This window comes from Pantoea sp. GM_Pan_4 (genome assembly GCF_026541005.1).
GTDB lineage: Bacteria > Pseudomonadota > Gammaproteobacteria > Enterobacterales > Enterobacteriaceae > Pantoea > Pantoea dispersa.
The window spans coordinates 31,781-54,846 of the sequence record NZ_JALNUZ010000009.1; the positions used below are offsets into that span (position 1 = coordinate 31,781).

Here is a 23,066-nt window from a genome sequence, read left to right on the forward strand (position 1 = left end):
CCGGCAGGAACCCCCGAATGAAAACCCCTGAAGAGTATTACGCCCTGGCCCGCAGCCTGTTTTTCACCGCCCACCCTGATTTTCAGTCCGCGCTTGATGAACTGAGTGAGAGTGATGCGCGCGCCGCCAATATGTCCCTGCGTGAACTGCGCGCGTGGCACGCCGAGCGCATCTATGCCGCGTTTCTGCGGCAGAAGAAGCTCGACGGCATGCTGTTCTCCATCCAGCTGGCGGAACCGGATAAAGCGGTTGCTGCCCAAGCGATTGAAACCTATCTCAAAGCTCACGCGGAAGCGCTGGGTATGACGTGGGAAGAGTTCTGTATTAAGAACGAGTTATAAGCGATGCACTGATAAAAAGGCGATCGGAGAGAAATTTTCGGGGAAAAAGTTGTACAAGATAGGGAAAGTTGTATAACTTAATGCTCACGACGACTGTCGTCGATTGTCCTTGAACGAAAGGTGCTATTGCACCGCCTCTGGAGGTGTTGCTGGATTTCCACCTCCAGAGGTTCGATTTTTTGCGTGCGCCCTCTGCTTTTGCCCGCTTTGCTCCCCTGTCGTTGCAACTTTACTCCGCGCTGTTTCATCCGTATGAAAATAATTGCCGCCCTGCCGCTTGTCACTGGTTTTATTTACAGTAATATGACGCTCCCACTTTGATTACTGGAATGCCCTGATGTTTGTGGAGCTGATTTACGACAAGCGCAACGTAGCCGGATTACCGGGCGCGCGGGAAATGATCTTGCAGGAGCTGGAGAAGCGCGTGCAGCGCGTCTTTCCGGATCTGGAGGTGCGGGTTAAGCCAATGGAGCGTAACGCCATCGAAACCGATATGAGTAAAAACGACAAGGCGACGATTGCGCGTATTGTTGAAGAGATGTTCGATGAAGCCGAGATGTGGCTGGTGGCCGATTAGGCCACCAGCTGCCGCGCTTAGCTTTCCTGCTCGCTGTGATTGATGGCGATTTCCAGATCCTGAATCGCCTGATCGATATCATCCAGCAGCTGTCCCTGCTTGTTGATCAGCGCATCAAAACGCGTGGCGTACTCTTTATCCTTATACTCCCCGGCATCAAAGGCCAGCCAGTGGCTGGAAAGCGTCTCAGTGTTGGTCTGCGCATAGTGACGCATCTCTTTTAGCTGTGAGGTGACATCACGCAGGTAGTCAGTTTTGGTTTTGATTGCCTCTGTATCACTCATGCTATTTTCCTTTTTGCTGATAAAGCCAGTTAAAATAACGCCTGAGAAATTAAAGTTAGCAGATAATAGCGAAGCCGCCTGCAGAATTATCCGAAGTATAGAGCCACAGGGAAAAGGGACGTCCCGGTCCCTTTGTTGTGCCCGCCTGAATTACAGATACTTCTTCGCCAGCGCAATCAGTTCATCCTTTGCGGCACTGCCCAGCTTCAGCACGCCCTGTTCAACAAAGCTGAAGGCCTGGACAAAGTCCCTCACCCCGGCGCTGATATCCTGCGCCACCGCATCGCTGGCGGCGGTCGCAGCAGCCGGCGCGTCGGGGACAGCAACCGGTGCGGTGGCCTGCGCGTTGCGCACACCAGGCGTGGCGGCCGCCGAGGCGCCTGCGCTGGCCGAGCCGTTCGCCAGCGTATCCTGCGTTGCCAGCTGCTGATCGAGATCGACCGGAGCATCCGCATGAAACGGTTGCTCAGCGCTGGCGGACGCTGCCGGTTGCGCAGCTGGCGTTGCGGCTGCCGGCTGCGTTGCTGGCTGGGCAACGCTATCAGCTGCGCTGTTAGCGGCAACCGGCGCGCTGGCCGTTTCGTTGGCAAAACTCTCCAGCGGTGACAATTCCTGTTGCGCCGCAGCGCTGGTTGGGTTGATGACAGTTTGATCGCTCATAATTTTCTCCTTATTGCTAAATAAAGACCGCAGTTGCTGCAAACGGACTGCGATCCGCTCAGTAATACGCATCAGGTCCTCCTTAGCGCCGCGGCTGTGGCGCGGTTTGCTGCCCGGCCGGCGGCGTGGAGGGCGTTGAGGTGTGGCTGGCGCTGCGCGGCGGCTGAGCATCCAGCTTTTTCTGCAGCTCGACCAGCTGGCTGGTCAGTTCGGCGACCTTTGCTTCGCGTCGATCGGAGATCGCCCGGTACTGCTGGCGAATCTCCTCCACGCGCCGGTTGGCGTCGTTATTGACGTAAAGAAACAGAATGGTCATCGCCACACACAGCAGCGATAACAGCATCAGCAGGCCACCCAGCATCAAATGACGGCGGTGGCTTCGCACCAGCAGTTCACTGTTTATCTGCACCATCGCGGTTCTCCTCCAGAGTGGTGATCAATTGATTAATCTGGCTGCGAAACTTATCGCTGTGCTCGGCTTCGGTGGTCGCCAGCAGGATACCGAGTGCGTTCTTGATTAAACGCAGATCGGTCTCCAGCGATGAGATACGCCGCAGGTTTTTGTCGTGACGGATACGCAGTTCATCGTTTTCCTGGCGCATCAGCGCATGGCTCTCCTTGAGAAGCAGCACCTGCTCTTTGTAGCTGGTGATGATCTCGCCGCCCGCGCGATTGCTGGTGACGATTGACGCGATCCCCGCCATCAGGGGTTTCCAGAACACCGCTGCCGCGCCACCGCCAAGCAGCAGTGCGCCTACGCTGGTGACCAAACTACTCTCCATGCCCTACCTCTCTCACCTGGCGAGGGTTAGCCGGACACCCCGCTGACCTCCCTCGCCAGTATCTCGGCCAGCGGCATATTTAAGTTTACTTTAAATAATGATTTTAAGTATACTTAAGTCAAGCCTGGAGGAGTTGTCAAGATGATTAAAAAAGAATCTGGTGGTGAGCGCATTCGCCAGCGCCGTAAGGCACTAAAATTAACGCAGCAGGCGCTGGCCAATGGCATTGGCGTGTCGCACGTTGCGGTTTCGCAGTGGGAGAAAGAAGAGACGGTGCCGCGTGGTGAGCATCTGCTGCGGCTGGCGGAGTTGCTGCAGTGTAGCGCGGCGTGGATTATTGATGGCGACGGCCAGCCGTTTGCCAGTACGCACGCTTCCCCCGCTCTCACTGCCGTGCCGCTGGTCACGCTGGTGCAGGCCGCGGACTGGCTGGATGAGCAGCGACTGCAGTGGCAGCAGCAGGCCGTCCGCTTTCTTTACAGTGACGAAGCGCTGAGCGACAGTGCGCTGGCGGTTACGCTGGAAGATGACGCCATGAACCCGGCGTATCGCGCCGGCGACCGGTTGATTTTTGATCCGCAACGCGTGCCCCAGCCGGGCGATGTGGTGCTGGCGCGGGTTGACGACGTCGCGATGGTGCGAATTATTCGGATGCACGACGAGCAAATTTTCTCGTTACGGCCGCTGAACGAAGATTTTCCCGTGCAGCAGAGTCAGAAAAGTTCGCTGGAACTGATTGGCACGCTGGTGGAAATGCGGCGGCGCGGCAGCCGCTGAAGCAGCAAAAAACCCGCCACGCGGCGGGTCAAATCCAACAAAAGACTACGGCAAAAATCACAACGTGTCGGTGAGATGATCGACGATCACCCTTCCCTCGGGATCGGTTTGCGTTATACGGTAACTAACGCGATAAGAGCGACGGTTACTCAGTTTATCGAACAGCGCCACGCTGCCCTTTTGCTCACCGTTGGCACCGACAATGTGCCATTCGGTGACATCTTCCTGTCCACGGTTATGCAGGCGTAACAAGCTCTGCTCAACTAAACGATCGTTTTCATCAATCTTCAAATAATCACGCAACATCTTTATCACCTCCGGTTAACCCGGCTAACGATACGCTTTTCATTTATCCTTTCAATCGAATTTATTTATCGTTAACCTCGCTGACCAGCGGTTGAGTAAAAATTCCACCTGACGTGCCCTGCCAGCCGCTTCGGTTAAGTGGAATTTAATAAAATAGTTAACGATTACGCGTCTCAGCGCTGGACAGATCCTGCCGTCTGGCTGTTAATGTAAGGCAAAATAACGATAGCGCCGGACAATCTCATGCTGACTACCATCCTTTACCGCAGCCACCTCTATGATCACGTTCCCATCAAAACGCTGGAGGATATGGTTGGCAAAGCCAATAAGAAAAACGAAGTTTCAGATGTCACCGGCATTCTGTTGTTTGATGGGCGACATTTCTTCCAGCTGCTTGAAGGACCCGATCAGGCCGTTCAGGGCATTTACGACCGTATCTGCCGCGACGCCCGCCATCACAATCTGGTGGAACTGATGCATGACTTCGCGCCAGCCCGGCGCTTTGGTAACGTCGGTATGGAGCTGTTTGACCTGCGCGAGCATGACAAATCCAGCGTGCTACAGGCGGTACTGGATAAAGGCACTTCGCGTTACCAGCTCACCTATGACGACCGTGCACTGCAGTTCCTGCGTACCTTCGTTGAGGCGCGGGAAAAAGAGAACTATTTCGAGATCCCGCCGGCGAATACCTGGGAATTTATCACTGATGCGGAAAGCCAGCGTCAGCTGGAGAGTCTGCACCATTATGTGCAGGATTGCCGGTTTGCGTTTCAGCCGATTGTTGATCCCTTCTCGCGGCGTATTACGGCCTATGAAGCACTGATTCGCACACCGGACGGCGGTTCACCGCAGGAGTACTTCTCTGCGTTTGGCGGTGATGCGATTTACCATGCTGATATTCAGTCCAAAAGTCTGGCCTTCAACCTGGCGAAAAATCTCGGCCTCGGCGAGCAGACGCTGACCATCAATCTGCTGCCGATGTCGCTGGTCACCGTCCCGAATGCGGTGGATTTCCTGCTACAGGAAATCGCGGCCAACGGTCTGGTACCGGAGCAGATCGTGGTGGAAGTGACGGAGAATGAAATCATCTCGCGTGCTGAAGAATTTACGGCAGAAGTAAGAAAACTTAAGGCGGCCGGTATCAGCCTGGCGCTGGATGACTTTGGTGCCGGGTTTGCGGGGTTGTCGCTGCTGTCTAAATTCCAGCCGGATAAGATCAAAATCGATCGGGAAATCATCAGTGACGTGCACAAAAGCGGCCCAAAACAGGCGATTGTGCATGCCATTATTAAGTGCTGCGCTTCGCTGGAGATCGCGGTGATTGCTGAAGGCGTGGAGAAAGCCGAGGAGTGGATGTGGCTGGAAGCGGTCGGTGTCAGTCAATTCCAGGGCTATCTGTTTGCCCGCCCACAGTTTAATGGTTTCCCGGCAGTAGCCTGGCCGGAGATTAAGTAACCGGCAAAGCTGACCGCCGTAACGGCGGTCACAGGCTTAACACTCAGTCTCACGCGCCGGTTCTTCCAGCCGTTCACTGAGCACTACGTACTTCATCATCTCAAAGGTACGCTGCGTCATTGGCACCGCGCTGCACGGGCGAAACCAGCCAAACTGCTTCTGGTACAGCCACACTTCCGGATGACGCTCGCCATCTTTAATCCAGTAATAACCATCATTCATAGGTTTGCCCAGCGGCCTGCGCCGCGAATCAGACATTCATGCGTGCCCGATAAAGTGATACGCACTCTGGCGTAATGAGTAACCCTGCTTGCATGAAAGCTTACTCCAGCTAAATACTGTAGCAGAGAATAGAGGCAATTGTGCATTTCACGCTGGGCTTATTCAGGCAGGAAACGAGACGCGAAGAGAATAAATGCCCCTAAGCTAAGGGGCGAAACAAACAGGCAACTAAACGTCCGTGTTTCGGCAATGGAGTGGAGTACGACAGACACAGGTTTCAGGAAGCGATATCGTCAGGCGTGCGCTGAACAATAAGTTCCAGTGCCTGGCGATAAATATCCAGCTGAACCACGTCATGTTCAGACTCTAATCGCTCCAGCAGCGCCAGAATAATATCTTTATTGCTCACGCGCAGTTTCACCGCCGCCAGCTGTTTGTAAATCAGCGCGATGATCTCTTTTTCACTGGCATATTCTGAGCCGGCGTGCTGAAAATATTCTGACAATTGAGACTCTGTTGACGCCAATGCATTCTGTTCCATAACAAGCCTCATCGGGTGAGCTGCAGTGCAAACTGCAGTGATTAATCGGTTACTCAGGTTAAATTTTTGAATCAGCACAGGTAAAAAAGCAGCCTCTGAAAGTGGAAATCCACAACACCTTCAGAGGCGATGCAAAGCATCATTCGTTACGTGTGACTGACTGCCACAAGCAAGAAGTTATACAAAGACGGAAAACTTGTACAACAATTTAGTTAGCATTTCGTGTGGTCAGAGGAGATTTGCACAATAATTTCGCCATTCTCTTCAACAATAAATCACCATTTTCGCAGGAAAAATCATGCAGTTAACCTGAATAAAATATCAGACGCTGTGCTAAGCCTCTCTTTCTGCTCAACAAAATTTTTTTCTCCCCTCGCTGACTCGCTCACTTCTATACAGCCCCCATAAACTTGTACAACTTTGCAAAACTGTACAATTTAGCCGTTCTGCGTGTAGAGTGTGAAAACGATTACGGCCGCCAGAAACGGCCAGCGATCAGCTAAAATTCATCACAACAAAACCCCTGCTGGAGAGAAAGATGAAACAACACGAAACCAACAAGGAGCGTAAAAACGAGGGCGAGGTACACAAGGGTTTACCGGAAGCCGCGCCGCATGCAGGTAATGCTTATGAGGAAGATGATCATCCAGCCCAGGATGACGCTCGTGAGCACGGCGAAATCCCGCGTACACGCGATGACAGTCAGGATGACAAAAAAGATCCTTATCAGGATCAGTAAAATACCTTCGATGATATCTGGACCGACCCACCGGATGTTATTTTCGTGGCCGCTGACTGCTGGCGTTAATAAGCGAAGCGGCAACCGAGATTGATCATTGAGTTTAATTAAGACATTATTTTGCGGAAATTAGAGAAGGCGTGCCTTCATTCATTTCTGGAGAGCACTGATGGATACGGGTTTTTACTGGGTAGGCAGCAGCACAACTGAGCCTGAGGTATGGTACTGGGATGCTGGACGCGGTTTTTATCGCCCGATGGAGCCGATACCGCTTTCTCTGCCTCGTTTTAAATCTGCCGGTTTTAAACTTCTCAGTGGCAAACTGATGCCACCGGAAGAGGTGCAATCTGCTTAGGTTTTCGTCTGCAGGTGAGAATATTGTCAGTTACGCTGTTAAGCGCAGCGTAGCTGAACTATATTCCTGTGAGGAGGACATGATAATGCAGGAAGGATTTTATTGGGTGCAGCGCGGCGCAGAACAGCCAGAAGTCTGGTTTTTCTCAACCAGTGGAGAAGGTGCCTGGTTTGAACCCACCAAAAACGATGCCATCAGCAAGCAACGCTTCGCTGAACAGGGCTACAGGACGATCAGCGAAAAACTGTCACTGCCCTGACCCTGACGAAACCGCCTCTCTCAGGCGGTTTTTTATTGCGCGCCGCTAGACCTGCATGCTCATGATCTCGCTGTAGGCATTCACCAGCTTGTTACGCACCTGAATCCCCATCTGCATCGAAATCGACGATTTCTGCAGATCGACCATCACATCATTCAACTGGATGCCCGGTTTACCCAGCTCAAAATCCTGCGCCTGACTGCGCGCAGCGGTCTGGGTGGCGCTGATTTTATCCAGCGCGGCTTTCATGGTGGCACCAAAATCGAGCTGACTGGCGGACTCGGTCGGTTTGCCACTGGCCTGCAGTGACGTCAGCTGCAGCTGCTGCAGTACGCCATCTATTGCCTGAATTGACATTGCCTGTACCTCATAGATGAAGGGTTCTTTTTTTCACGGAGGAAAAGTTAACACACTGTCAATAGGACAAAGGCGCTAAATGACTGCAAAAAACCCGGCTTATCCAGCCATCGAAGTGACACGATTCATCAAATAATGCCAGGCATTAGATTGGAATTTCATTTTTTCCCCTACCCCGTCGGCCAGCTACACGGCATCAACGGGCGGGGATGCGTATCAGGGAGTCAGTTTTGTCACCTACATACACCCGGTCAATTATGTCAGGCAGGAATTGGTCATGAATGCGAGTGCAGCCGCCACACAGGATACAGCAAAGAAAGGCTTTAATGACCTTCTCGCCCGCCTGCGCGCAAATCCGCGTATTCCATTAATCGTTGCTGCCGCGGCCGCTATCGCCGTGGTTCTGGCGCTGGTGCTGTGGGCCAAAGCGCCCGACTATCGCGTTCTCTATAACAACCTCTCTGATGAGGATGGCGGCGCGATTGTTACCCAGCTCACCCAGATGAACATCCCTTACCAGTTCGCTGAAAACGGCGGCGCCCTGATGGTGCCCGCCGATAAAGTGCATGAGCTGCGTCTGCGCCTTGCCCAGCAGGGACTGCCGAAAGGGGGTTCAGTAGGCTTTGAGCTGATGGATAAAGAGAAGTTTGGTATCAGCCAGTTCAGTGAGCAGATTAACTACCAGCGTGCGCTGGAAGGTGAGCTGGCGCGCACCATCGAAACGCTCGGACCGGTGAAGAGCGCGCGCGTGCATCTGGCGATGCCAAAACCGACGCTGTTCGTGCGCGAGCAAAAATCTCCGTCTGCCTCAGTAACGCTGAACCTGCAACCGGGCCGTGCGCTGGATGAGGGCCAGATTCAGGCGATTCAGCACATGGTCTCCAGCAGCGTAGCCGGTCTGCCACCAGGCAATGTAACCGTGGTCGATCAGGCGGGTCGCCTGCTGACGCGCTCCGACAGCGAAGGCCGCGATCTTAACGATGCCCAGCTGAAATATGCCTCCGAAGTGGAAGCACGCTATCAGCAGCGCATTGAAGCCATTCTGAACCCGATTCTCGGTCAGGGTAATGTGCATGCGCAGGTGACCGCGCAGATTAACTTTGACCGCAGCGAGCAAACGGATGAGAAGTATCAGCCGAATGCGAACCCGAATAACACGGCGATTCGCTCACGCCAGACCAGCACCAGCGATCAGAACGGCAGCCCGTATCCGGGCGGCGTACCGGGTGCGCTGTCGAATCAGCCTGCGCCGGCCAATACCGCGCCGGTCACCAACCCGCAGCAGCAGAACAATAACAACGCTAACGGCCAGCAGAACAACAACAACGCGCAGAATGCCGGCACCTCGACCAGCACCGCGCAGAGCAGCGGCCCGAGCAGCTCCAGCCGCAACGACACGGTGAACTACGAGCTGGATCGCACCATTCGTCACACCAAACTCAACGTCGGTGACGTGCAGCGCCTGTCGGTCGCCGTGGTGGTCAACTACCGCGATGACGGCAAAGGCAAAGCGGTGGCGCTGAACGATCAGCAGATCAAGCAGATTGAAGATCTGACCCGCGAAGCGATGGGCTATTCGCAAACGCGTGGCGACAGCGTCAACGTGGTGAACTCGCAGTTCAACACCACCGAGCCAACCGGCGGCGACCTGCCCTTCTGGCAGCAGCAGTCGTTCTTTGATCAGCTGATGACCGCCGGTCGCTGGCTGCTGGTGGCACTGGTTGCCTTCATCCTCTACCGCAAAATGGTGCGTCCGCAGCTGCTGCGTAAACGTGAAGCCGAGAAAGCCGCCGCCGAAGCCGCCGCTGCCCGTGCTGCCGCGCGTGAAGAAGAAGCCGCTTACAGCGTCCAGATCAATAAAGACGAGCTGGACCAGGAGCGCAAATCTAACAACCGCATGAGCGCCGAGGTGATGAGCCAGCGCATCCGCGATATGTCTGAAAACGATCCGCGCGTTGTGGCGCTGGTTATCCGCGAATGGATGAGTAACGAACTATGAGTCTGACCGGTACTGAAAAGAGCGCCATTCTGATGATGACCATTGGCGAAGAGCGTGCGGCGGAGGTGTTCAAACACCTCAACCAGCGTGAGGTGCAGCACCTCAGCGCCGCGATGGCCAGCATGAAACAGATTTCGCACAAGCAGCTGACCGAAGTGCTGCGCGAGTTCGAAACCGATGCTGAACAGTTTGCTGCGCTGAGCCTCAACTCCAACGACTACCTGCGTTCGGTGTTGATCAAAGCGCTGGGCGAAGAGCGCGCCTCCAGCCTGCTGGAGGACATCCTCGAAACGCGCGAAACCACCAGCGGCATGGAAACCCTCAACTTTATGGAACCGCAGGCGGCGGCGGATCTGATCCGCGACGAGCACCCGCAGATTATCGCCACCATTCTGGTGCACCTGAAGCGCGGCCAGGCGGCGGATATTCTGGCGCTGTTCGACGAGCGTCTGCGCCACGATGTGATGCTGCGTATCGCCACCTTCGGCGGCGTACAGCCGGCGGCGCTGGCGGAGCTGACCGAAGTGCTCAACGGCCTGCTGGATGGCACCAACCTCAAGCGTGCGAAGATGGGCGGCGTGAGAACCGCAGCGGAAATCATCAACCTGATGAAAACCCAGCAGGAAGAAGCGGTTATCGAAGCAGTACGCGACTTCGATGGCGAGCTGGCGCAGAAGATCATCGACGAGATGTTCCTGTTCGAAAACTTGGTGGAAGTGGACGACCGCAGCATCCAGCGCCTGCTGCAGGAAGTGGAGTCCGAGCAGCTGCTGATTGCCCTGAAAGGCGCCGAGCAGCCGCTGCGCGAGAAATTCCTCAAAAACATGTCGGCGCGTGCCGCCGATATCCTGCGCGACGACCTCGCCAACCGTGGCCCGGTCCGTATGTCCGCGGTGGAGAACGAACAGAAAGCAATCCTGCTTATCGTGCGCCGTCTGGCGGAAGCAGGCGAGATGGTAATTGGTGGTGGCGAGGAAACCTATGTCTGATGCCTTTTCCGCCCGTGCATGGCAGCGCTGGCAGCCTGATGATTTAGGCGCACCGCAGCCGCCCGAACCTGAACTGCTGCTGGCAGAGGAGCCGGACAGCGACCTCGTGCTGAGCGAGGAAGATGAACAGCAGCAGCAGCTGGAACGTCTGCAGCAGCAGATGCGTAAAGATGCGCAGACGCAGGGCTACAGCGAAGGTTATCAGAAAGGCTTCGCCGAAGCGCAGCAAAACGGCTATGACGCCGGGTTCCAGCAGGGACTGGCCGATGCCCAGCAGCAGCAGGCTCCGCTGCAGGCGCGTATGCAGCAGCTGGTCACCGAGTTCCATCACACGCTGGAAGCGCTGGATAGCGTGATTGCGTCGCGCCTGATGCAGCTGGCGCTGGAAGCGGCGCGCACGGTGATTGGCCAGGCAACGCAGGTGGATGGCAGCGCCCTGCTGCGCCAGATCCAGCAGCTGATTCAGCAGGAGCCGATGTTCAGCGGCAAACCGCAGCTGCGCGTGCACCCGGACGATCTGCAGCGCGTTGAGCAGACGCTGGGCCCAACGCTCGATTTACATGGCTGGCGTTTGCTGGCCGACAGTTCGCTGCATCCCGGCGGCTGTAAACTCAGCGCCGAAGACGGCGATCTGGATGCCAGCGTCGCCACGCGCTGGCAGGAGCTGTGCCGTCTGGCGGCACCGGGAGCATTCTGATGACGTCACGCCTTTCGCGCTGGCTGGGCGCGCTCGACAGTTTTGAAGACCGCATCAGTCAGGTGCAGACGGTGCGCCGCTATGGCCGCCTGACGCGTGCCACCGGTCTGGTGCTGGAAGCCACTGGCCTGCAGCTGCCGCTGGGCGCCACCTGCATTATTGAGCGCCACGACAACGGCACGATTACCGAAGTGGAAAGCGAAGTGGTCGGCTTCAACGGCCAGAAACTGTTTCTGATGCCGCTGGAAGAGGTCGATGGCATTCTGCCCGGCGCGCGTGTATATGCCCGCGTGCACGGCGATCACAGCGGTAAACAGCTGCTGCTGGGGCCGGAGCTACTCGGCCGCGTGCTGGACGGCAGCGGCAAGCCGCTGGATGGCCTGCCCGCGCCGGAAACCGGCTACCGCGCGCCGCTGATCACCGCACCGTTCAACCCGCTGCAGCGTACCCCGATCCACGATGTGCTGGATACCGGCGTGCGGGCGATCAACGCCCTGCTCACCGTGGGCCGCGGCCAGCGTATGGGGCTGTTTGCCGGCTCCGGCGTGGGAAAATCGGTGCTGCTCGGCATGATGGCGCGTTACACCAAAGCCGACGTCATCGTGGTAGGCCTGATTGGTGAACGTGGCCGCGAAGTTAAAGAGTTTATCGAGAACATTCTTGGCGCCGAAGGGCGCGCGCGCTCGGTGGTGATCGCCGCGCCGGCCGACGTTTCGCCGCTGTTGCGTATGCAGGGGGCCGCTTATGCCACGCGCATCGCCGAAGATTTCCGCGATCGCGGTCAGCACGTGCTGCTGATTATGGACTCCCTCACCCGCTACGCCATGGCGCAGCGTGAGATCGCGCTGGCGATCGGCGAGCCGCCGGCCACCAAAGGCTATCCGCCATCGGTGTTCGCGAAGCTGCCGGCGCTGGTAGAACGCGCCGGCAACGGCATTCACGGCGGCGGTTCAATCACCGCGTTCTATACCGTACTGACCGAAGGTGACGACCAGCAGGACCCGATTGCCGACTCGGCGCGCGCTATTCTCGATGGCCACATCGTGCTGTCGCGTCGCCTGGCGGAGGCCGGTCACTATCCGGCCATTGATATTGAAGCGTCGATCAGCCGTGCCATGACCTCGCTGATTGATGAAACCCACTATGCGCGCGTGCGCCTGTTCAAGCAGTTGCTCTCCAGCTTTCAGCGTAACCGCGATCTGGTGAGCGTCGGCGCTTATGCCGCAGGCAGCGATCCGATGCTGGACCGGGCCATTAAGCTCTATCCGCAGATGGAAGCTTTCCTGCAGCAGGGCATTTTTGAACGCAGCGATTATGACGATGCCTGTCTGCACCTGCAGGCGATGTTCGGCTAACGCCGCCCGACTTGAGGTAACGCGATGAAGACAGCCAATGCGATTGATACGCTGCGCGACCTGGCGGAGCAGGATCTGGAACAGGCGGTGATCCACCTCGGCGACATGCGTCGCGGTCAGCAGCAGGCCGATCAGCAGCTCAGCATGCTGCTCGATTACCAGGATGAGTACCGTAATAAGCTCAATCAGGATATGTCCGGCGGCATCGCCAGCACGCGCTGGAGCAATTATCACCAGTTTATTCAGACGCTGGAAAAAGCCATCGAACAGCATCGCCAGCAGCTTAATCAGTGGAACCAGCGGCTGGAACAGGCGCTGAGCAACTGGCGTGAAAAGCATAAGAAGCTGAATGCCTATCAGACGCTGATTACCCGCGCGGAAGAGAACGCATTACGACAGGAAAGCCGTCTCGATCAGAAACGGATGGATGAATTTGCCCAACGGGCCGCATTGAGGAAAGGCGAATGAACACGCTGCCAACACTGCTGACACAGCTTGCTAAAACCGGCAAAGCACAACCTTCAGCGGCAGCGGACAATCTGTCCGCTGCTGACACCCTGCCGCAGGGATTTATTACCGAGCTGGGCAACCGCCTGCTGACGCTGGTTAAGCAGCAGGGAAATGGCGCGCAATCCGCTGATCTGGCGGCAGAAATTGACGCGAAAAACGTCACAAAAGCGTCATTAAGCGCCCTGCTGCAGGCACTGGACAAACCAGAGGCGTTAAACGCACTTTTACAGCCGGAAAACACTAAAGCCGGACTGAAATCAGCCGATGATAATGACAAGCGCGCAGCAAGTTCGTTAACTGCCAGCGACTTACAGAATGTGCAGGCGCTGTTTGCCATGTTGCCAGCGGTGGTCGAAAACCGCAGCAACCCGCCAGCGGATAACAGCACCGCGCTGGAAACCCGGGGTGAGGCGCGCACCAGCTTAAACGCTGCGTTACTTAACAGTTCGCTGCAAAGTGCGCTGAAAGAGGAACAGGCGAAGCCGGATGGACAGCCATCTAAAGGCAGCGATGCGCTGACCAGCCTGACCGGTGTCAGCCATAGCCCGGTTCAGAGCGCGGCCGCCAGCGGCACGCCGGCCAGCAACAGCGGTATGACGCTGGATGAGAGTTTTCAGCAGGTGCTGAGCACGCTGAGCAAACCGGAAGAGCGGCGCGAGATGCCCAGCAGCCATGACAGCAGCGCGCCGGCCATCAGCAGCCCGCTGAGCAGTACCAGTCCGCTGGTCAGCACCACGGCCAGCACCAGCAGCGCGCCTTCCACGCCGATGCTGAATGCGCAGCTGGGCAGCAACGAGTGGCAGCAGGCGCTGAGCCAGCAGATTGTGATGTTCAGCCGTAACGGCCAGCAGAACGCCGAATTACGTCTGCATCCGGAAGACCTCGGCGCGATACAGATCAGCCTGACGCTGGATAAAGATCAGGCACAGTTAACAATGGTTTCCAGCCACAGCCATGTGAGGGCCGCGCTGGAAGCGGCGCTCCCACAGCTGCGTACGGCGCTGGCGGAGAGCGGCATTAACCTGGGACAGAGTAACGTCAACAGCGACGCCTTCGCACAGGGCCAGAGTTATCAGGGCCAGCAGGAAGGACGTCGCGACGGCCAGTACGGCAGCTTTACCCTCTCCCAGGACAGTGACAACGAGATAACGCCTATTGCCGTCCCGGCAGCCCTCCAGGCGCGCGCGACCGGCAACGGCGCTGTCGATATCTTTGCCTGACAGCGACTAAACGCTGAAGGTAAGCGTAAAACCCGCGTCTTTTCTTCCCATTGTTTGACTTAAGACGCGGGATAATCTGTCCAGGTAAGCCGAGAGGCTTGCCCATAATTCACAGGAAGTAACTGCAAACATGTCTGATAACGCGAAAGCTAAAGGCCGCAAACGTTCATTACTAATTCCGGTGTTACTGATTGTAACGCTGGCCGCTTGCAGCGTGGCAGGCTATGCAGTCTGGCGAATGATGAATAAACACGAGGGTGACAAGCCGGAGGCTGCCAAAGTGGAGCCACCGCCCGCCCCGGTATTTTTTGCAATGGATACGTTTACGGTTAACCTGGTCAATCCCGATAACGATCCCGATCGCGTGCTGTACGTAGGCTTTACCCTGCGTCTGCCGGATGAGGATACCCGTCGTCGGCTGAATGACTACCTGCCTGAGGTGCGCAGCCGTTTGCTGCTGCTGCTTTCACGTCAGAGCGCCAGCGCGCTGGCAACCGAGCAAGGCAAACAGGCCCTGGTTGAACAGATCAAACAGGTGCTGGCGCCACCGCTGGTAAAAGGTCAACCTGCGCAGGTAGTCAGTGACGTGCTGTTTACCGCCTTCATTTTGAGGTGACTTAATGGGCGATAGCATTCTCTCCCAGGCTGAGATTGACGCGCTGCTCAATGGCGACAGTGACAGTGCGGAAGTAGAGAACAGTTCCAAAGGGGCCGATGGCGATATCCGCCCCTATGATCCCAATACCCAGCGTCGCGTGGTGCGCGAGCGTCTGCAGGCGCTGGAGATCATCAATGAGCGTTTTGCCCGTCATTTCCGTATGGCGCTGTTCAACCTGCTGCGCCGCAGCCCGGATATCAGCGTTGGGGCAATCAAGATTCAGCCGTACCATGAGTTTGCCCGCAACCTGCCGGTGCCAACCAACCTGAACCTGATTCACCTGCAGCCGCTGCGGGGGACTGCGCTGGTGGTGTTCTCGCCGAGCCTGGTGTTTATCGCCGTGGATAACCTGTTTGGCGGCGACGGTCGTTTTCCGACCAAAGTGGAAGGCCGTGAGTTCACCCACACCGAGCAGCGCGTGATTCGCCGCATGCTCAAGCTGGCGCTGGAAGGCTACAGCGACGCATGGAAAGCCATTTATCCGCTGGAAGTGGAATACGTGCGTTCTGAAATGCAGGTGAAGTTCACCAACATCACCACCTCACCGAACGATATCGTGGTCAACACGCCGTTCCAGGTGGAGATTGGCAACCTGGTGGGTGAATTCAATATCTGTATTCCGTTTTCGATGATTGAGCCGCTGCGCGAGCTGCTGGTCAATCCACCGCTGGAGAACTCGCGTCAGGAAGATAACCACTGGCGCGACAATCTGGTGAAACAGGTGCAGCACTCGGAGCTGGAGCTGATTGCCCACTTCGCTGAAACGTCGCTGCGTCTGTCACGTATTTTGCAACTGAAACCTGGTGACGTCCTGCCCATTGAGAAGCCGGACCGCATCATTGCCCACGTCGACGGCGTACCGGTACTGACGAGCCAGTATGGCACGCTCAACGGCCAGTATGCACTGCGTGTAGAACATCTGATTAACCCGATTTTGAATTCGCTGAATGAGGAACAGCCCAATGAGTGACAGCAAAAAACCGTCCGATGATATCTCTGCGGACGATCTGTGGGCTGAAGCGATGAACGAGCAGGCGGCGACCAGCAGTGCGGCGGAGCCAGGCGATAACGTATTTAAGTCGCTTGAGGCCAGCGCCGCCAGCGGCTCGCTGCAGGACATCGATCTGATCATGGATATCCCGGTCAAACTGACCGTGGAACTGGGCCGTACCAAGATGACCATCAAAGAGCTGCTGCGCCTGACGCAGGGTTCGGTGGTGGCGCTTGACGGCCTGGCCGGCGAGCCGCTGGACATCCTGATTAACGGCTATCTGATCGCCCAGGGTGAAGTGGTGGTGGTGAACGACAAATATGGCGTGCGCATCACCGACATTATTACCCCGTCCGAACGTATGCGTCGTCTGAGCCGCTAATCATGTTAAAAAACGCGCAAACCGTTCAGCCCGCTCACGCCCAGCCGGTGGTGTCTACCAGTTCGGTCGTTGGGCAAGTCAGCAGCGTGCTGGCGGTGATCGTGCTGCTGATTCTGGCCTGCGGCTGGCTGGCGAAACGCCTCGGCTTTACGCCGAAAGCGGTAAGCGGTCAGGCGCTGAAAGTCAGCGCCAGCGTGCAGGTTGGCCGTCAGGAGCGGGTGGTGATTGTTGATACCGCCGATGCGCGTTTAGTGCTGGGCGTCACCGCTCAGCAGATCACCCATCTGCACTCGCTGCCGCCGCTGCCACCGGAAGCGTCCCTGCCCGTCAGCGCGGCGCCGCAGGATTTTCGTCAGCTGTTTCAGAACCTGGTTAAACGTCCCGGAAAACCCCAATGATGCGTCGATTGCTCCCTCTTCTGCCGCTGCTGATGCTGCTGGCACCGGCTGCCCATGCGCAGCTGCCGGGTTTGATCAGCCAGCCGCTGGCCAATGGCGGCCAGAGCTGGTCGCTGCCGGTGCAAACGCTGGTCTTCATTACCTCGCTGACCTTTATTCCGGCGGTGTTGCTGATGATGACCAGTTTCACCCGCATCATTATTGTGTTTGGTCTGCTGCGTAACGCACTGGGCACGCCATCCGCGCCGCCGAATCAGGTGATGCTGGGTCTCGCGCTATTCCTGACCTTCTTTATCATGGCGCCGACCTTCGACAAGATTTACACCGATGCCTATCTGCCGTTCAGCCAGGACAAAATCAGCATGGACGTGGCGATCGACAAAGGTGCCCAGCCGCTGCGTGAGTTCATGCTGCGCCAGACGCGTGAAGCCGACCTGGCCCTGTTCGCCCGTCTCGCCAACAGCGCGCCGATTCAGGGGCCGGAAGCGGTGCCGATGCGTATTCTGCTGCCCGCCTATGTCACCAGCGAGCTGAAAACCGCTTTTCAGATTGGTTTCACCGTTTTTATTCCGTTTCTGATCATCGACCTGGTGGTCGCCAGCGTACTGATGGCGCTGGGGATGATGATGGTGCCGCCGGCCACTATTTCGCTGCCGTTTAAGCTGATGCTGTTCGTGCTGGTGGATGGCTGGCAGCTGCTGGTGGGATCGCTGGCGCAAAGTTTTTACTCCTGAGTGGCTTTTCGCCCTCACCTTTCTCTCGACAGGAGCGCAACATGACACCGGAATCGGTAATGGTAATGGGCCAGGAAGCGATGCGTATCGCCCTGATGATGGCCGCTCCGCTGCTGCTGGTGGCGATGGTGAGCGGTTTGCTGATCAGTATTCTGCAGGCGGCAACGCAGATTAATGAACAGACGCTGTCGTTTATCCCGAAAATTCTTGCCGTGGCGGCCACTGCCGTGGTGGCCGGACCGTGGATGCTCAACCTGATGCTGGACTACATCCGTACCCTGTTCAGCAACCTGCCTTATATCATCGGCTAATGGTCACCCTCGACAGCAGCCAGCTGGTGCACTGGGTGGCGCAATTCTTCTGGCCGATGGTGCGTTTGCTGGCGCTGTTTGCCAGCGCGCCGCTACTGAATGAACGTTCGATTCCAAAACGGGTCAAAATTGGACTGGCGGTAGTCACCACCTGGATTCTGATGCCGCTGCTGCCGCCGGTCGAAGTGACGCTGTTTACCCCGGCCGGTTTCTGGATGCTGGTGCAGCAGCTGCTGATTGGCGTCGGGATTGGTCTGACCATGCAGCTGGCTTTTTCTGCCGTGCGGCTGGCCGGTGAGATGATTGGTCTGCAGATGGGTCTCTCTTTTGCCACCCTGCTCGACCCGAACAGCCGGATCAACATGCCGCTGCTGGCCCGTTTTCTCGACATGCTGGCGATGCTGCTGTTCCTGACCTTCAACGGTCACCTGTGGTTGATCTCGTTACTGGTGGACAGTTTTCACACGTTGCCGATTAACGATCAGCCACTCAACGCCAACGCCTTTATGGCGCTGACCAAAGCCGCCAGCTTAATTTTCCTTAATGGCATGATGTTAGCGCTACCCTTAATAATTCTGCTCCTCACGCTAAACCTGGCACTAGGTTTGTTAAACCGCGTTTCACCTCAGCTGTCGGTTTTCGCCATCGGCTTCCCAATCACCTTAACGGTAGGGATCCTGAGTCTGGGTATGATGATGCCGTTGCTTGCACCTTTCTGTGAACATCTGTTCGGTGAAGTCTTTGATTTACTCGCGCAGTTTGTATCAGAACTTTCCCCTGCCCGTTGATTAACGATACTGTTAACCTTCTTATACGATAGTTAAGTAATCAAAAACATTCTGTGCATTTTTCGAACCATATTTTTCAGAAATCAACTGAGGATATTCTGATAAATGCGCATTTATGGTGAAAATTATTCTTATTAAACGGCGCTTCGCGTATTTTAGTCAGACGATTCCTAAGCCGGTTAAGCCGGTGAATCGGTTGATAAAATGCTCAAAGGGCTGTTTTTAAACAAAAAAAATATTACAGCGATTTTTCTTGTCTAAATCCCTTTTTTCCGGCATTGTCAACACTCGCTGAAACGTCACACTTTCGCGATTCAAATGTTTTTAAGAATTGTCCTATCAGATTTGTCTGTGACTTGCGCGATAGTGACAGGGCTCTCAAAACAGAGCGAAAGAAACACATAAACCAAATTCCCGGCGATTCCCACTATCGCGGGGACAAGAGTGACGTGGAAGTAACACAATAAACTTCGCAGAACGGGTCAGGGACGAGTCAAGATGGCGCAGGAATGCATTACGCCAGTCTGCCGAGCAGAATAAAAAAGTGTCTTTGGAAATCTCTCTCGTACCGCAAACGCGTATTCATCGTTGATTTAAACGGATAACAAATTGGTGAGGGTCGCTATAATGCCAACGATTATTATGGATTCATGTAACTACACACGCCTGGGTTTGTCAGACTATATGTCGGCAAAAGGAGTCAAAAAGAAAAATATTACTTCCGTGTCTGACATCGAACAATTGCAACAACGGTGTGAGCAATTAAAACCGGGCGTAGTATTTATTAACGAAGAATGCTTTATTCATGAATCCGATTCCAGCGATCGCATTCGTTCTATTATCATGCAGCATCCGGATACGCTATTCTTTATTTTTATGGCGATCTCGAATATCCATTTTGAGGAATACCTCTACGTTCGTAAGAACCTGATTATTACGTCAAAATCGATAAAAACATCGACACTGGACTCCCTGCTGGGCACCTACCTGCAAAAGAAACTCAATGCGTCACCGCGCATTTCTGCCGGGCTGGATATTCATCCACTGACATTGAGCCAGACTGAATCGAATATGCTGAAAATGTGGATGTCAGGTCATGACACCATTCAGATTTCGGATAAGATGCAAATCAAAGCGAAAACTGTTTCGTCACATAAAGGCAATATTAAACGCAAAATTAAAACGCACAATAAACAGGTTATTTATCATGTGGTGCGCCTGACAGATAATGTTACCTCGGGCATTTATGTCAACGTGCGATAATTTCACCTTACGATAATACGCTTTGTGGTCAAGGCCAGTCCCCGCGACTGGCCTTGATTATTTTTGAGCGTTTTGCGAGCGCGATCCCACTTCCCCGCTAAGCCTTTATCCCCTGCTGCCGATGCTTGTTTTCAGAACCCCTTACCACTATGAGAGCAAGGAAATGAAAACAGCATCGATAGATGAGCAACATAAGCTCAGCATCTGGCAAAACCTACGCCTGATGCCTCTGTTCAGCATGATCTTTGGTGGCATTCTGCTGCTTTTTGCCCTGTGCATTGGACTCGCCAGCTACTTTCTGATTCAGAGCAATAATTCCCTCAATGACGCCACCGATGAGATTCAGGTGCGCATGGGCATTTCTAACAGCTCAAACCATCTGCGAACCGCACGCCTTAATGTACTGCAGTCGGGCGCGGCGGCGCGCATCGGTGAAATGGATGGCTATCGTGCCGATCTGGCGCGCACCGAAACGCGCATTAAGCAGGCGCGCGAGGGCTTCAAAATTTATATGGATCGCAAAATGAAGACGCCGGCTGACCTGGCGCTCGACGGTCCGCTCACCACCAGCTTCAACGCCTATATTGATAAAGGCCTGAAGCCGATGATCGAGTCGGCGAAACAGGGCAGCTTTGAGGGGATTGTCGCGCAGGAGACCGATGTCACGCGCAAGCTGGATGATGCCTATAATGCCGTGCTGCTGAAGGCGATTAAGATCCGCACCGAGCGCGCCGAAGCGATTAACGCCGAAGCGGCGCATCAGTCGCGCGTCGGTTTTATCGCGATGGCTGCGGCTTTTGCCGCCGCGCTGCTGCTGGTGCTGCTCACCTTCGTATTCCTGCGCCGCGTGGTGATCAATCCGCTGCGCCTGTCGGTGGGTCGCATTGAGCGCATCGCACAGGGCGATCTCACCGCCCCCGAGCAGGCCTATGGTCGCAACGAAATTGGCAGCCTGCTGCACAACCTGCAGCTGATGCAGGCGTCGCTGGTGCGCACCGTTGGCACCGTCCGGGAAGGCGCGGTGGCGATTTATCAGGGCTCCAGCGAGATCTCCGCAGGTAACACCGATCTGTCATCACGCACCGAGCAACAGGCTTCTGCGCTGGAGCAGACTGCCGCCAGCATGGAGCAGCTCACCGCCACGGTGAAGCAGAACGCCGAAAACGCCCATCACGCCAGCCAGCTGGCCGCCGATGCGTCTGGCAAAGCGCGCAGCGGTGGTGAACTGGTGAGCGGTGTGGTGAAAACCATGAATAACATCTCCGGCAGCTCGAAGAAAATCGCCGAGATCACCAACGTCATTAACAGTATCGCCTTCCAGACCAATATCCTGGCGCTGAACGCCGCGGTAGAAGCCGCACGCGCCGGGGAACAGGGCCGTGGCTTCGCCGTGGTCGCCAGTGAAGTGCGCAATCTGGCGCAGCGCAGTGCGCAGGCGGCGAAAGAGATTGAGTCGCTGATTGCCGAGTCGGTGGATTTGATCAGTAACGGCTCGCATCAGGTCGGTGAAGCCGGCAGCACCATGGGCGAGATTGTCGAAGCGGTGCGCCGCGTTACCGACATTATGGCCGAGATTGCGGCAGCGTCTGATGAGCAGAGCCGTGGCATTCAGCAGGTCAGCCTGGCGGTGACAGAGATGGATAACGTGACGCAGCAGAACGCTTCGCTGGTGGAGGAAGCCTCTTCAGCCGCGGCTTCGCTGGAAGATCAGGCCGGTAAACTGACGCAGGCGGTGGCGGTGTTCCGCCTGAATGATACGCCGGCTTCGCTGGTGGCTGCTGCGCCACAGCCGGCGCTGAAAGCCCCTGCGCTCGCTCCACGTCCGACGCTGGCTGCAGCGGGCAATGATAACTGGGAGACGTTTTAAGAGGAGTGAGCTGGGGTGCGGTATTTTTCCCTCACCCCATCCCTCTCCCGCTTGCGGGAGAGGGGGCTGTCAGTGCGGCTGTTGAGTATGGCTTTCACACAACGCTTCAGGAACAACTTATTACTAAGCATCGTCGCTGAACGGTTCCCTCTCCCGCAAGCGGGAGAGGGTTAGGGTGAGGGTGAGGGCAACCTGAGAGCAACCTGAGAGCAACGTGAGGGCAATCTAATCGCAAAACCACACTACCCTTCCCCCGCATACGGCTCGACAAACACGCCTTCGGCGTGATCGCTCTCATTAAAGAACCAGATCCCCAGCGGGTAATCCTCCAGCGCCACCAGATACATGGTGCCCTCATTAAAGCCTTCCACAGCCAGCACAGTACCGACGCGACGTGTGCCGCCGTCGGTTTTTACCGTTACCCGGTCATTGACCTTCATTGATTTCTCTCCAGAAACAGTCCTGCGCATAGTGTAACGGAAGATAGTCAGCGCTGCCTGATCGCGATCAGCGTCGGGCGATTACCCACACCGCATGCACGATGCCGGGGATGTAACCACACAGCGTCAGCAGAATGTTGAGCCAGAAGGCGCCGCCAAAGCCGACCTGTAAAAACACGCCCAGCGGTGGCAACAGAATGGCAATAATAATCCGAATTAAATCCATACTAACTCCCTGATAACCATAATAATCAACCAGCTGTAAGCATAGCTGCTTTACGCCAGAATGGGGAATGCAGCGGGTAAAGAAGTGTCAAAGCCGGGCTTTTCACTTTCTTAACGTTTCCCGGAAAGACTTTTGACGCGGCACCCTCGTACACTTGTCAGCACTGCACCAACCCCAAAGGGGCAGTCAACCTAAAAGTAACAAGGATTTTTGCCCGCGCAGCGCGGGCTTTTTTTTGCCCGTTTCCCGTCCACGTCCCTCGCCCGCTGTCACCGTCTATACTTGTCAGGAATCCGTTTGCCTCCGGGAGGCTGTCATGGCTACAGCAAAAGAGTACAGCGATAACGTGCAGCGCGAAGTGAACATCGACGTGGACGCGCTGCTGGAAGCGATTCAGAAAAAAACGTCAGGTGAAATGCAGGAGTTTATGCAGGCTGAAGATGCGCACCGTGTGAGGGTGAACGGCGAAGCGTTTGACTCTTACACCGAACTGGCCGAGGCGTTTGAACTCGATATTCGTGATTTCACCATCACCGAAGTGAACCGCTGAAATCGATTTCAAAAAAAGACCCGGCACGCTGGC

The 23,066-nt window shown here is 55.8% G+C and carries 33 protein-coding genes; 23 read left to right on the plus strand and 10 right to left on the minus strand.

All coding sequences use genetic code 11. From position 1 onward, the window contains the following. Nucleotides 1-17: 17 nt before the first annotated feature. Together OXR61_RS17220 and OXR61_RS17225 are read left to right on the plus strand one after the other, a co-directional pair. Nucleotides 18-341 (plus strand): DUF6388 family protein, encoded by a 324-nt coding sequence (locus OXR61_RS17220; RefSeq protein ID WP_215787682.1) that lies wholly within the window; start codon nt 18-20, stop codon nt 339-341. 337 nt (nt 342-678) lie between these two features. Next, on the plus strand, nt 679-918 hold the full coding sequence (locus OXR61_RS17225; RefSeq protein WP_021509882.1) for a DinI-like family protein: 240 nt from the start codon (nt 679-681) through the stop codon (nt 916-918). A gap of 17 nt (nt 919-935) precedes the next feature. Here OXR61_RS17225 and OXR61_RS17230 read toward each other — a convergent pair whose 3' ends face one another. From OXR61_RS17230 to OXR61_RS17245, 4 genes are all read right to left on the minus strand, one after another. Further along, complete coding sequence (locus OXR61_RS17230) at nt 936-1,202, minus strand: hypothetical protein (RefSeq protein WP_021509881.1); 267 nt, start codon at nt 1,200-1,202, stop codon at nt 936-938. A 150-nt stretch (nt 1,203-1,352) separates the two neighbouring features. After that, entirely contained in the window at nt 1,353-1,862 is a 510-nt protein-coding gene (locus OXR61_RS17235) for a hypothetical protein (RefSeq protein WP_267412484.1), read from the minus strand. An 82-nt stretch (nt 1,863-1,944) separates the two neighbouring features. After that, nucleotides 1,945-2,274 carry a hypothetical protein gene (locus OXR61_RS17240; RefSeq protein WP_127834273.1) on the minus strand — a complete coding sequence of 110 codons (330 nt, stop codon included), beginning with the start codon at nt 2,272-2,274 and terminating at the stop codon, nt 1,945-1,947. Continuing rightward, nucleotides 2,255-2,644 carry a hypothetical protein gene (locus OXR61_RS17245; RefSeq protein ID WP_031280179.1) on the minus strand — a complete coding sequence of 130 codons (390 nt, stop codon included), beginning with the start codon at nt 2,642-2,644 and terminating at the stop codon, nt 2,255-2,257. The genes OXR61_RS17240 and OXR61_RS17245 overlap by 20 nt, the downstream gene beginning before the upstream one ends. A 141-nt stretch (nt 2,645-2,785) precedes the next feature. On the opposite strand from OXR61_RS17245, the gene OXR61_RS17250 reads away from it, so the two are divergent. Continuing rightward, on the plus strand, nt 2,786-3,421 hold the full coding sequence (locus OXR61_RS17250; RefSeq protein WP_267412485.1) for a S24 family peptidase: 636 nt from the start codon (nt 2,786-2,788) through the stop codon (nt 3,419-3,421). Nucleotides 3,422-3,478: 57 nt separating this feature from the next. Here the strand turns inward: OXR61_RS17250 and OXR61_RS17255 are convergent, their stop codons facing one another. Then, nucleotides 3,479-3,727, minus strand: a complete 249-nt coding sequence (locus OXR61_RS17255; RefSeq protein ID WP_241798962.1) for a hypothetical protein — start codon at nt 3,725-3,727, stop codon at nt 3,479-3,481. A gap of 243 nt (nt 3,728-3,970) precedes the next feature. Here OXR61_RS17255 and OXR61_RS17260 point away from each other — a divergent pair, with 243 nt between their 5' ends. Continuing rightward, nucleotides 3,971-5,182 (plus strand): diguanylate phosphodiesterase, encoded by a 1,212-nt coding sequence (locus OXR61_RS17260; protein WP_058776032.1) that lies wholly within the window; start codon nt 3,971-3,973, stop codon nt 5,180-5,182. Nucleotides 5,183-5,218: 36 nt separating this feature from the next. On the opposite strand, the gene OXR61_RS17265 is transcribed toward OXR61_RS17260, so the two are convergent. Together OXR61_RS17265 and OXR61_RS17270 are read right to left on the minus strand one after the other, a co-directional pair. Then, a complete protein-coding gene (locus OXR61_RS17265; RefSeq protein ID WP_125311403.1) occupies nt 5,219-5,404 on the minus strand; it encodes a hypothetical protein in 186 nt (61 codons plus the stop codon). Nucleotides 5,405-5,681: 277 nt separating this feature from the next. Further along, a complete protein-coding gene (locus OXR61_RS17270) occupies nt 5,682-5,909 on the minus strand; it encodes a biofilm/acid-resistance regulator YmgB/AriR (RefSeq protein WP_010618634.1) in 228 nt (75 codons plus the stop codon). A gap of 574 nt (nt 5,910-6,483) precedes the next feature. Here OXR61_RS17270 and OXR61_RS17275 point away from each other — a divergent pair. From OXR61_RS17275 to OXR61_RS17285, 3 genes are all read left to right on the plus strand, one after another. Next, nucleotides 6,484-6,684: a hypothetical protein gene (locus OXR61_RS17275; protein ID WP_021312831.1), complete on the plus strand. Its 201-nt coding sequence runs from the start codon at nt 6,484-6,486 to the stop codon at nt 6,682-6,684. Between the two features lie 169 nt (nt 6,685-6,853). Beyond that, on the plus strand, nt 6,854-7,039 hold the full coding sequence (locus OXR61_RS17280) for a hypothetical protein (RefSeq protein ID WP_058785645.1): 186 nt from the start codon (nt 6,854-6,856) through the stop codon (nt 7,037-7,039). 85 nt (nt 7,040-7,124) lie between these two features. Further along, nucleotides 7,125-7,298: a hypothetical protein gene (locus OXR61_RS17285; RefSeq protein ID WP_158251397.1), complete on the plus strand. Its 174-nt coding sequence runs from the start codon at nt 7,125-7,127 to the stop codon at nt 7,296-7,298. Nucleotides 7,299-7,343: 45 nt separating this feature from the next. Here the strand turns inward: OXR61_RS17285 and fliE are convergent, their stop codons facing one another. Further along, entirely contained in the window at nt 7,344-7,655 is a 312-nt protein-coding gene (gene fliE / locus OXR61_RS17290) for a flagellar hook-basal body complex protein FliE (protein ID WP_021509871.1), read from the minus strand. 277 nt (nt 7,656-7,932) lie between these two features. Here fliE and fliF point away from each other — a divergent pair, with 277 nt between their 5' ends. The 15 genes from fliF (at nt 7,933) to OXR61_RS17365 (ending at nt 21,817) form a co-directional block, all read left to right on the plus strand. Beyond that, nucleotides 7,933-9,654: a flagellar basal-body MS-ring/collar protein FliF gene (gene fliF / locus OXR61_RS17295; protein WP_058771155.1), complete on the plus strand. Its 1,722-nt coding sequence runs from the start codon at nt 7,933-7,935 to the stop codon at nt 9,652-9,654. Continuing rightward, complete coding sequence (fliG, locus tag OXR61_RS17300) at nt 9,651-10,643, plus strand: flagellar motor switch protein FliG (RefSeq protein ID WP_021509869.1); 993 nt, start codon at nt 9,651-9,653, stop codon at nt 10,641-10,643. Before fliF ends, fliG begins: the two co-directional genes overlap by 4 nt. Next, on the plus strand, nt 10,636-11,340 hold the full coding sequence (gene fliH / locus OXR61_RS17305; RefSeq protein ID WP_021509868.1) for a flagellar assembly protein FliH: 705 nt from the start codon (nt 10,636-10,638) through the stop codon (nt 11,338-11,340). Before fliG ends, fliH begins: the two co-directional genes overlap by 8 nt. After that, nucleotides 11,340-12,695: a flagellar protein export ATPase FliI gene (fliI, locus tag OXR61_RS17310; protein WP_267412486.1), complete on the plus strand. Its 1,356-nt coding sequence runs from the start codon at nt 11,340-11,342 to the stop codon at nt 12,693-12,695. The genes fliH and fliI overlap by 1 nt, the downstream gene beginning before the upstream one ends. 24 nt (nt 12,696-12,719) lie before the next feature. Then, a complete protein-coding gene (fliJ, locus tag OXR61_RS17315) occupies nt 12,720-13,163 on the plus strand; it encodes a flagellar export protein FliJ (RefSeq protein WP_021509866.1) in 444 nt (147 codons plus the stop codon). Further along, on the plus strand, nt 13,160-14,425 hold the full coding sequence (locus OXR61_RS17320) for a flagellar hook-length control protein FliK (protein WP_267412487.1): 1,266 nt from the start codon (nt 13,160-13,162) through the stop codon (nt 14,423-14,425). Before fliJ ends, OXR61_RS17320 begins: the two co-directional genes overlap by 4 nt. 130 nt (nt 14,426-14,555) lie before the next feature. After that, complete coding sequence (gene fliL / locus OXR61_RS17325; protein WP_021509864.1) at nt 14,556-15,041, plus strand: flagellar basal body-associated protein FliL; 486 nt, start codon at nt 14,556-14,558, stop codon at nt 15,039-15,041. 4 nt (nt 15,042-15,045) lie between these two features. Next, complete coding sequence (gene fliM / locus OXR61_RS17330; protein ID WP_021509863.1) at nt 15,046-16,053, plus strand: flagellar motor switch protein FliM; 1,008 nt, start codon at nt 15,046-15,048, stop codon at nt 16,051-16,053. After that, entirely contained in the window at nt 16,046-16,456 is a 411-nt protein-coding gene (gene fliN / locus OXR61_RS17335) for a flagellar motor switch protein FliN (protein WP_021509862.1), read from the plus strand. Before fliM ends, fliN begins: the two co-directional genes overlap by 8 nt. Nucleotides 16,457-16,458: 2 nt before the next feature. Continuing rightward, nucleotides 16,459-16,854 carry a flagellar biosynthetic protein FliO gene (fliO, locus tag OXR61_RS17340; protein ID WP_021509861.1) on the plus strand — a complete coding sequence of 132 codons (396 nt, stop codon included), beginning with the start codon at nt 16,459-16,461 and terminating at the stop codon, nt 16,852-16,854. Beyond that, entirely contained in the window at nt 16,854-17,588 is a 735-nt protein-coding gene (gene fliP, locus OXR61_RS17345; protein ID WP_031280176.1) for a flagellar type III secretion system pore protein FliP, read from the plus strand. The genes fliO and fliP overlap by 1 nt, the downstream gene beginning before the upstream one ends. Nucleotides 17,589-17,629: 41 nt before the next feature. Next, a complete protein-coding gene (gene fliQ, locus OXR61_RS17350; RefSeq protein ID WP_010618647.1) occupies nt 17,630-17,899 on the plus strand; it encodes a flagellar biosynthesis protein FliQ in 270 nt (89 codons plus the stop codon). Further along, complete coding sequence (fliR, locus tag OXR61_RS17355; protein WP_021509859.1) at nt 17,899-18,687, plus strand: flagellar biosynthetic protein FliR; 789 nt, start codon at nt 17,899-17,901, stop codon at nt 18,685-18,687. The genes fliQ and fliR overlap by 1 nt, the downstream gene beginning before the upstream one ends. 627 nt (nt 18,688-19,314) lie before the next feature. Continuing rightward, nucleotides 19,315-19,950, plus strand: coding sequence for a transcriptional regulator RcsA (rcsA, locus tag OXR61_RS17360; protein WP_021509858.1), 636 nt, complete (start codon nt 19,315-19,317; stop codon nt 19,948-19,950). 163 nt (nt 19,951-20,113) lie between these two features. Then, entirely contained in the window at nt 20,114-21,817 is a 1,704-nt protein-coding gene (locus OXR61_RS17365; protein ID WP_021509857.1) for a methyl-accepting chemotaxis protein, read from the plus strand. Nucleotides 21,818-22,059: 242 nt separating this feature from the next. Here OXR61_RS17365 and dsrB read toward each other — a convergent pair whose 3' ends face one another. Next, nucleotides 22,060-22,257 (minus strand): protein DsrB, encoded by a 198-nt coding sequence (gene dsrB / locus OXR61_RS17370; RefSeq protein WP_021509856.1) that lies wholly within the window; start codon nt 22,255-22,257, stop codon nt 22,060-22,062. A gap of 67 nt (nt 22,258-22,324) precedes the next feature. After that, nucleotides 22,325-22,483 carry a YqaE/Pmp3 family membrane protein gene (locus OXR61_RS17375; protein ID WP_021509855.1) on the minus strand — a complete coding sequence of 53 codons (159 nt, stop codon included), beginning with the start codon at nt 22,481-22,483 and terminating at the stop codon, nt 22,325-22,327. A 316-nt stretch (nt 22,484-22,799) separates the two neighbouring features. Between OXR61_RS17375 and OXR61_RS17380 the strand changes: the two genes are divergently transcribed. Continuing rightward, nucleotides 22,800-23,033, plus strand: coding sequence for a DUF2525 domain-containing protein (locus OXR61_RS17380; RefSeq protein WP_021509854.1), 234 nt, complete (start codon nt 22,800-22,802; stop codon nt 23,031-23,033). Nucleotides 23,034-23,066 lie beyond the last annotated feature (33 nt).

Coding starts and splice junctions, on each gene's coding strand:
- OXR61_RS17220 (WP_215787682.1), top strand. CDS start 18: ATGAAAACCCCTGAAGAGTATTACGCCCTGGCCCGCAGCCTGTTTTTC.
- OXR61_RS17225 (WP_021509882.1), top strand. CDS start 679: ATGTTTGTGGAGCTGATTTACGACAAGCGCAACGTAGCCGGATTACCG.
- OXR61_RS17230 (WP_021509881.1), bottom strand. CDS start 1,202: ATGAGTGATACAGAGGCAATCAAAACCAAAACTGACTACCTGCGTGAT.
- OXR61_RS17235 (WP_267412484.1), bottom strand. CDS start 1,862: ATGAGCGATCAAACTGTCATCAACCCAACCAGCGCTGCGGCGCAACAG.
- OXR61_RS17240 (WP_127834273.1), bottom strand. CDS start 2,274: ATGGTGCAGATAAACAGTGAACTGCTGGTGCGAAGCCACCGCCGTCAT.
- OXR61_RS17245 (WP_031280179.1), bottom strand. CDS start 2,644: ATGGAGAGTAGTTTGGTCACCAGCGTAGGCGCACTGCTGCTTGGCGGT.
- OXR61_RS17250 (WP_267412485.1), top strand. CDS start 2,786: ATGATTAAAAAAGAATCTGGTGGTGAGCGCATTCGCCAGCGCCGTAAG.
- OXR61_RS17255 (WP_241798962.1), bottom strand. CDS start 3,727: ATGTTGCGTGATTATTTGAAGATTGATGAAAACGATCGTTTAGTTGAG.
- OXR61_RS17260 (WP_058776032.1), top strand. CDS start 3,971: ATGCTGACTACCATCCTTTACCGCAGCCACCTCTATGATCACGTTCCC.
- OXR61_RS17265 (WP_125311403.1), bottom strand. CDS start 5,404: ATGAATGATGGTTATTACTGGATTAAAGATGGCGAGCGTCATCCGGAA.
- OXR61_RS17275 (WP_021312831.1), top strand. CDS start 6,484: ATGAAACAACACGAAACCAACAAGGAGCGTAAAAACGAGGGCGAGGTA.
- OXR61_RS17280 (WP_058785645.1), top strand. CDS start 6,854: ATGGATACGGGTTTTTACTGGGTAGGCAGCAGCACAACTGAGCCTGAG.
- OXR61_RS17285 (WP_158251397.1), top strand. CDS start 7,125: ATGCAGGAAGGATTTTATTGGGTGCAGCGCGGCGCAGAACAGCCAGAA.
- fliE (WP_021509871.1), bottom strand. CDS start 7,655: ATGTCAATTCAGGCAATAGATGGCGTACTGCAGCAGCTGCAGCTGACG.
- fliF (WP_058771155.1), top strand. CDS start 7,933: ATGAATGCGAGTGCAGCCGCCACACAGGATACAGCAAAGAAAGGCTTT.
- fliG (WP_021509869.1), top strand. CDS start 9,651: ATGAGTCTGACCGGTACTGAAAAGAGCGCCATTCTGATGATGACCATT.
- fliH (WP_021509868.1), top strand. CDS start 10,636: ATGTCTGATGCCTTTTCCGCCCGTGCATGGCAGCGCTGGCAGCCTGAT.
- fliI (WP_267412486.1), top strand. CDS start 11,340: ATGACGTCACGCCTTTCGCGCTGGCTGGGCGCGCTCGACAGTTTTGAA.
- fliJ (WP_021509866.1), top strand. CDS start 12,720: ATGAAGACAGCCAATGCGATTGATACGCTGCGCGACCTGGCGGAGCAG.
- OXR61_RS17320 (WP_267412487.1), top strand. CDS start 13,160: ATGAACACGCTGCCAACACTGCTGACACAGCTTGCTAAAACCGGCAAA.
- fliL (WP_021509864.1), top strand. CDS start 14,556: ATGTCTGATAACGCGAAAGCTAAAGGCCGCAAACGTTCATTACTAATT.
- fliM (WP_021509863.1), top strand. CDS start 15,046: ATGGGCGATAGCATTCTCTCCCAGGCTGAGATTGACGCGCTGCTCAAT.
- fliN (WP_021509862.1), top strand. CDS start 16,046: ATGAGTGACAGCAAAAAACCGTCCGATGATATCTCTGCGGACGATCTG.
- fliO (WP_021509861.1), top strand. CDS start 16,459: ATGTTAAAAAACGCGCAAACCGTTCAGCCCGCTCACGCCCAGCCGGTG.
- fliP (WP_031280176.1), top strand. CDS start 16,854: ATGCGTCGATTGCTCCCTCTTCTGCCGCTGCTGATGCTGCTGGCACCG.
- fliQ (WP_010618647.1), top strand. CDS start 17,630: ATGACACCGGAATCGGTAATGGTAATGGGCCAGGAAGCGATGCGTATC.
- fliR (WP_021509859.1), top strand. CDS start 17,899: ATGGTCACCCTCGACAGCAGCCAGCTGGTGCACTGGGTGGCGCAATTC.
- rcsA (WP_021509858.1), top strand. CDS start 19,315: ATGCCAACGATTATTATGGATTCATGTAACTACACACGCCTGGGTTTG.
- OXR61_RS17365 (WP_021509857.1), top strand. CDS start 20,114: ATGAAAACAGCATCGATAGATGAGCAACATAAGCTCAGCATCTGGCAA.
- dsrB (WP_021509856.1), bottom strand. CDS start 22,257: ATGAAGGTCAATGACCGGGTAACGGTAAAAACCGACGGCGGCACACGT.
- OXR61_RS17375 (WP_021509855.1), bottom strand. CDS start 22,483: ATGGATTTAATTCGGATTATTATTGCCATTCTGTTGCCACCGCTGGGC.
- OXR61_RS17380 (WP_021509854.1), top strand. CDS start 22,800: ATGGCTACAGCAAAAGAGTACAGCGATAACGTGCAGCGCGAAGTGAAC.